Origin of the sequence: Microcoleus sp. PH2017_05_CCC_O_A, from assembly GCF_020738785.1 — a bacterium.
GTDB lineage: Bacteria > Cyanobacteriota > Cyanobacteriia > Cyanobacteriales > Microcoleaceae > Microcoleus.
This window is the reverse complement of record NZ_JAEQCB010000230.1, coordinates 1-6,429: the sequence shown is the minus strand read 5'-3', so window position 1 is coordinate 6,429 and position 6,429 is coordinate 1. Positions and strand designations below refer to the sequence as shown.

General features: G+C 44.4%; 5 protein-coding genes. 2 read left to right on the top strand and 3 right to left on the bottom strand.

Annotated elements, in window-relative coordinates:
- Positions 1-190 precede the first annotated feature (190 nt).
- Both lpxB and JGK20_RS32120 read left to right on the top strand, forming a co-directional pair.
- On the top strand, positions 191-1,363 hold the full coding sequence (gene lpxB, locus JGK20_RS32125) for a lipid-A-disaccharide synthase (RefSeq protein WP_293183963.1): 1,173 nt from the start codon (positions 191-193) through the stop codon (positions 1,361-1,363).
- 23 nt (positions 1,364-1,386) lie between these two features.
- The gene (locus JGK20_RS32120) at positions 1,387-2,652 is read left to right on the top strand and encodes a DNA cytosine methyltransferase (RefSeq protein WP_293206724.1); all 1,266 of its coding nucleotides are present in this window, start codon (positions 1,387-1,389) and stop codon (positions 2,650-2,652) included.
- 199 nt (positions 2,653-2,851) lie between these two features.
- Here JGK20_RS32120 and JGK20_RS32115 read toward each other — a convergent pair whose 3' ends face one another.
- The 3 genes from JGK20_RS32115 to JGK20_RS32105 form a co-directional block, all read right to left on the bottom strand.
- Positions 2,852-3,223 carry a four helix bundle protein gene (locus tag JGK20_RS32115; protein ID WP_293183958.1) on the bottom strand — a complete coding sequence of 124 codons (372 nt, stop codon included), beginning with the start codon at positions 3,221-3,223 and terminating at the stop codon, positions 2,852-2,854.
- A gap of 142 nt (positions 3,224-3,365) precedes the next feature.
- Positions 3,366-4,697 carry an adenylate/guanylate cyclase domain-containing protein gene (locus JGK20_RS32110; protein WP_293183956.1) on the bottom strand — a complete coding sequence of 444 codons (1,332 nt, stop codon included), beginning with the start codon at positions 4,695-4,697 and terminating at the stop codon, positions 3,366-3,368.
- Positions 4,698-5,109: 412 nt separating this feature from the next.
- Entirely contained in the window at positions 5,110-6,129 is a 1,020-nt protein-coding gene (locus JGK20_RS32105; protein ID WP_293183954.1) for a chemotaxis response regulator protein-glutamate methylesterase, read from the bottom strand.
- Between the last annotated feature and the right edge of the window lie 300 nt (positions 6,130-6,429).

The window sequence follows — 6,429 nt, the reverse complement described above, 5'->3', positions numbered from 1 at the left end:
TTGATTCCTGGTAAAAAATGAATGAGCCTTATATTAATTCTTGCGGACTCAAAGAATTAGTATTATTGAACCGCGAAGACGCGAAGGACACGAAGGAAGAGAAGGAAGCTGTACGGTGCGTCAGTCACCAGCTATAGGTAACTCAAACAGTTTTTGTCTGACGCACCTTACCGAGGATATTGAGGAGTTTATGAAAATTTTTATCAGCACTGGTGAGGTTTCTGGCGATTTGCAAGGAGCTTTGTTAGTTGCAGCTTTAAAACGTCATGCTGTCGCCGCTGGTTTGGAGTTGGAAATAACCGCATTGGGCGGCCCTCGTATGGCTCAAGCTGGCGCTACTATTTTAGGCGATACTCTGGGTATTGGTTCTATGGGTATTATAGAATCTGTGCCGTATATTTTGCCAACGATCGCTGTTCAGCAAAAAGCTAAACAATATCTCAAAAAATTCCGTCCCGATGTTGTTGTATTGATTGATTATTTGACTCCCAATCTCGGTATTGGTAGCTACATCCGCCGCTGTTTGCCCGATTTACCTGTGGTTTGGTACATCGCACCTCAAGAATGGGTTTGCTCGATTTCTCCTCGCAATACGGATCTGATTGTCAATATTGCCGATCGCATTTTGGCGATTTTCCCCCAGGAAGCTACTTATTATCGCGCCAAAGGCTCTCAAGTCAGTTGGGTTGGTCATCCTTTGCTGGATAGAATGCAATCTGCGCCCAGTCGGGAAGTTGCCCGCAAAACTTTGGGAATTGAGCCGGAACAGGTTTCAGTCGCTCTAATTCCCGCTTCTAGAAAGCAAGAACTCAAGTACCTGATGCCGGTGATATTTGAGGCTGCTCGCATTATCCAAGCTAAAATCCCGGAGGTTCATTTCTGGATTCCGGTTTCTCAAGCAGCTTTCCGCAGCAAAATCGAACAAGCGATCGAGAATTACGGTTTGCGGGCTACTTTGTTGGAAAATCAAAATCTGGAAATCTTGGCTGCTGCCGACTTTGCGATCGCCAAATCTGGTACTGTTAATTTGGAATTAGCTTTGCTCGGCGTTCCGCAAGTTGTCGCCTACCGCGTCAGTCGCATTACGGCGATGATTGCTCGCCACCTGCTGAAATTGTCGATTCCTTTTATCTCTCCGCCCAATTTGGTGCAAATGAAGGCGATCGTTCCGGAGTTGCTGCAAGACGAGGCTACTGCCGAAAATATAGTTTTCCACGCCCTGGAATTGCTGCAAAATGCCGATCGACGCCAGCAAACTTTGACGGATTATCGCCAAATGCGCGAAAGTCTGGGAGATGTCGGTGTGTGCGATCGCGCTGCTGCCGAAATAATCAAAAATGTTAAAATAAATACAGCTTCTTAAAACAATTTTAGTATTGAAATATTATGTCAAGCTATCGGAAAAAGCGACCGATCGCTGTTGATTTATTTGCAGGCGCAGGCGGCATGACGCTGGGCTTTGAACAAGCAGGTTTTGATGTACTTGCTTCAGTCGAAATTGACCCCATCCACTGCGCTACCCACGAGTTCAATTTCCCGATGTGTTCTGTATTGTGCAAAGATGTCTCAGAGCTGACGGGAGCAGAAATTCGGCAAAAATCTGCGATCGGCAAGCGCGAAATCGACGTAGTAATCAGCGGTTCGCCCTGTCAAGGATTCTCGCTGATGGGGAAGCGCGATGTCGGCGATCCGCGAAATTCTCTAATTTTCCACTTTCAACGCTTAGTTTTGGAGCTCAAACCCAAGTTTTTTGTAATGGAAAATGTGCCGGGAATTGTAGCAGGCGAACACAAAGAACTCCTGAATCTTTTAATTAGCTCTTTTCTGGAAGCAGGCTATCAAGTAGAAGAAAACTATCAAGTTCTTAACGCAGCTCACTACGGAGTACCGCAAGCTCGCAAACGATTGTTTCTGATTGGTTGCAAAAAAGACTACGATCTGCCAAACTATCCTCAGCCAACTACTTTTTTGCCTAAAAAGAAACTTCCTAAACGCTATAAAAAAGTTAATTTACCTGCGGTTCCGACAGTTTTGGATGCGATTGGAGATTTGCCGGAAGTAGAAAAGTATAGCGAGTTGCTACACCGAGATTGGGTAATGGTGGAGTACGGAAAGTGCAGCAGCGATTACGCGAGTTTTTTGCGCGGATTCGATGATTTTGATAATGATTATGCTTACGATCGCCAGTACGATCGACAAATCCTCTCATGCAGTCGGCGCACCAAACATTCTGCCGAATGTATTGAAAGATTTGCAGCCGCAGCCTACGGCGAAAAAGAGCCGATCAGCCGTTTTTACAAGCTGCACCCCGACGGAGTTTGCAACACTCTCAGGGCTGGAACAGACAGGGCGAGGGGCGCTTATACTTCGCCAAGGCCAATTCACCCGATCGCGCCTCGGTGCATTACAGTCAGAGAAGCAGCGCGATTGCATTCCTATCCTGACTGGTTTAGATTTCACGTCACAAAATGGCACGGTTTTCGCCAAGTCGGAAATTCTGTACCGCCACTATTGGCGAAAGCTGTAGCAGCGCAGATTATTAGCGCTTTGGGCGTAAAACCAATTAAGCCGAGTTTCAAGCTTTCAAGTGGAGAAGATTCGTTACTTAAACTAAATTGGTCGGAAGCAGAACAATATTATCTCGAAACATAAGAGTTAGATTTAATAATTGGTAATTGGTAATTGGGAATGGGTAATTGGTAATTGGTAATTGGTAATTGGTAATTGGTGTTTCATAGCGGTTCTAAACTTTCGCGATCTACTCGCTATTTGTCTTGCTAATTAGCCATTACCAATTACCAATACTGTACCTCACTTGATAATTGCTATATATACTCTGATTATTAATCAATTATTTTTCTTGATTGTTACCTATTGACTGTAGATAAGCATTCAGCTTCGGTGACAATTCATCAATTATTGGTTGGAATCTTTTTACCTGTTCACTTCCCACTAATTTTCTGGCATATGCTAGCCTCAAAAAGCTGATTGTTTCATACAAAGAACCTCTGGCAATCTTGACAAAACGCCGATTGTCTTGATAATTATATCTACCACGTCCTTCTGCAATATTAGCGCAAACGCTATCGGCGGCGCGTACAAGTTGCTTCCCGATAGTATCTTTTGTAAAATAGTCCCATTCTTTGACGATAAACCAAACCTCATTTGCCAATTTTTCAGCCAACTTGTAAACATCCAAATCCTCAAAATCTGGTCTACTCATATCTCACACCCCTTAATCAATAATTACCAATTACCAGTTACCGGTTCCCAATTACCGATTACCAATTCCCAATTACCAATTCCCAATTACCGATTACCAATTCCCAATTACCAATTCCCAATTACCCATTCCCAATTCCCAATTAAAAATCAACTTCCAATCTTCCTTTTAATAAATAAGCAGCCATTTGGCCCTTACCTTTGACATTGATTAAACCGCGTTTTTCAAACTCATACTTGTCTTCTATAAGCAAATAAGTTGCGTCGGAAATCTGAATTCCGTCCGGGATACCGTGAGATTCCATGCGGGAAGCGGTATTTACTGTATCGCCCCACAAATCGTAAATAAACTTTTTTGTCCCGATGATTCCAGCTACCACTGGGCCCGAATGAATGCCGATGCGGATGCTAATAGTGAGACCGAACTCTTCTCTGTATTTCACTATGGCTTCTTGCATATCTATGGCCATTTCGGCGATCGCATCTCCGTGATCTGCTCTCGGATTTGGCAACCCCGCCACTACCATATAAGAGTCACCAATTGTCTTAATTTTTTCTAAACCGTGTTTTTCGGCGAGATCGTCGAACTTGGAAAATATATCGTTGAGTAAATGTACTAATTTTTTGGGCGATATTGATGCTGACAACTGGGTGAAGCCAACAATATCCGCGAACATCACGCTAACTGCTGCGAATTCGTCGGCGATTACACCTTGTTCTTTTTTTAATCTTTCGGCGATCGCCTCTGGCAATATATTTAACAGCAACTCCTGAGATTTTTTTTGTTCTATCTCTAATTTGACTAGATAATCCTGCATGGTTTGATAGGCGAGATTCCTTTCTTGCAGGTGCATATAAGCTTTTGAGTGATAGCGAATTCTAGCAATGAGTTCGACTGGATTGGGCAGTTTTACTAAATAATCGTTAGCACCCAAGGAAAATGCTTGCGCTTTTAGTTCCGCTTCTTCTTTACTGGAGAGAACAATCATCGGAATGTCTCGCGTCAGCGAATTCCCTCGAAAAAAGCGCAGCAACTGCAATCCATCTATTTCTGGCATTACTAAATCTTGGAGGATGACTGTTGGCTTCACCTCTAATGCTTTCTTAATTGCTTGAGCTGGATCGTTACAGTAATAAAATTTAATGTCTTTTTCATTAGCAAGCATTCGGCGCACCGCTTCGCCGATCATTTCCTGATCGTCAATCAGTAAAACTGTAACAGTGTATTCGGTCAAGCTAGATATTTTTTTGCTTTCTGAATTTAAAGGTAAATTTAAGTCGATCGAGTGACGGCTTTTCTCCAATTTGAGGTTACTGAGAATGGCGCTATCTCTGGCGGTAACTGGGTTTTTCCCATTGTTTCCCCTATCCTCAAACTTCAACTTTACCACGTTGCCGTTGACTATTTGACTTTCTCGTTGATTTAGTGCACAACTGCAATCGAATTCAATAGCCTGAGAGTGAGTTAATTTCATAACTAGATCGGGCAACGGCCATTGTCTGGAGAGGATCGAAACTTTTACTTAAATATTTTCTAAGTGTCAATAGCGACCCGGTATTATTTAAGTACGCTTACCAGGTGATAATACCAGGTTGGTAAAGTTTTATCCGCTGATTTTTGTAAAATCTTTACACAGCCTAGCACGCTTGACATTGATTGCAAGGGCTACGATCGCTAATTGTTGGGTCAGCCGACTGCTGCTTGCTAGCAGGTGCCCGGTAACCGCAGCATTCCGTGAAATTACAGACTGCTGGCAAGATACACGCGCGATCGCGATCCCAAAACATCACCCCAATAGATTGATTATGATCGCTGAGAGTCTGGCACGACCTCGGCCATTGTGCTCAACCACTTAAGCCTTATGGCCCAAACATCTCTAGTATTTTCTACACGAGATATTTCATGCAGGCTGGGGCGATCGCCTCGATCGGCAAAACCTGCACAGCCGCATTCAAATCAGCAGCAGCTTTCGGCATCCCGTAAACTACTGAGGTAGCGCGGTCTTGGGCGATCGTGTGCCAGCCTGCCGATCGCAAAACTTTGAGCCCTTTAGCGCCGTCTTTGCCCATACCGGTTAACAGCACTGCCACCCCTTTGCCCGGCCAGTATTGAGCGACACTCTCAAAAAAAGTGTCCACTGAAGGGCGGTAAGGATATTCTAAAGGTTCTTTCGTATACTTAAGTGTTAAATTCGATTGTAATACTAAGTGGTCGTTAGTCGCGGCAATTATCACCTTACCGACTTCCAAAGGTCGATCGGCAACTGCGACACTCACCGCCAACTTACTTTTTTGACTCAGCCAATCTGCCAAACCAGGAGCAAACTCAGCATCTACGTGTTGGACGATCGCCACAGCCGCCGATAAATTGGCAGGTAAAGCCGATAGCAGAGTTGCCAAAGCTTGGGGCCCGCCAGTCGAAGAGCCGATCGCCAGCAGCGGCGGAGTCAAGCATTTAGGAGTTGCGCTGTGAAATAAAGAAGTCGAGTTACTTTTACCAATCAATCTAGCGACTTTAGAAATAGTTTTTAACAACTCCATACCGCCGCTTGGGGAATTGCCCATCAACCCCAAAATTGGCGTATTAATAGCATCCAGAGCTCCATATCCCATAGCTTCAAAAACCCTGCCCGCATTACCTGTCACCGAAGATGTCACTAGCAGAATCGCGCAGGGAGATTGCTTCATGATCAGGCGCGTCGCCTCAACACCATCCATCACCGGCATGATCAAATCCATCAATATCACATCCGGTGTATTGCGGGCGCACTTGGACACAGCTTCGGCCCCATCCGCCGCTATCCAAATAATTTCATACTCCGGTACCGTCACCAAAACTCGGCGCAAAGCTTCAGCAGCAATCAACGTGTCGTTGACGATCGCTATTTTCATGTTGAAATTGCTCATAGTTAATTAATTTTCAGTTGCGGGTAGTTGTCGAAGTCGGCCGATCCAGTTTTTTATGCTGCGGCCTTTTCTTTAAAACTGAGATATTGCACTATTGTCAATAAGCCTTTTATGAACAGGCAAGATGCCTGTTCCACAAGAGATGAATTTTTTTGTGGAACAGGCATCTTGCCTGTTCCTGAGAATGGTGTTCGTCGGTCAGTTAAAACTAAACTTGTAGACGGAGGCAGCAAACCGCTTCTCAATTAGCGATCGATACTGTTGGGTTAACACTTTTTCGGGCCCGGAGATCCCCCTAAA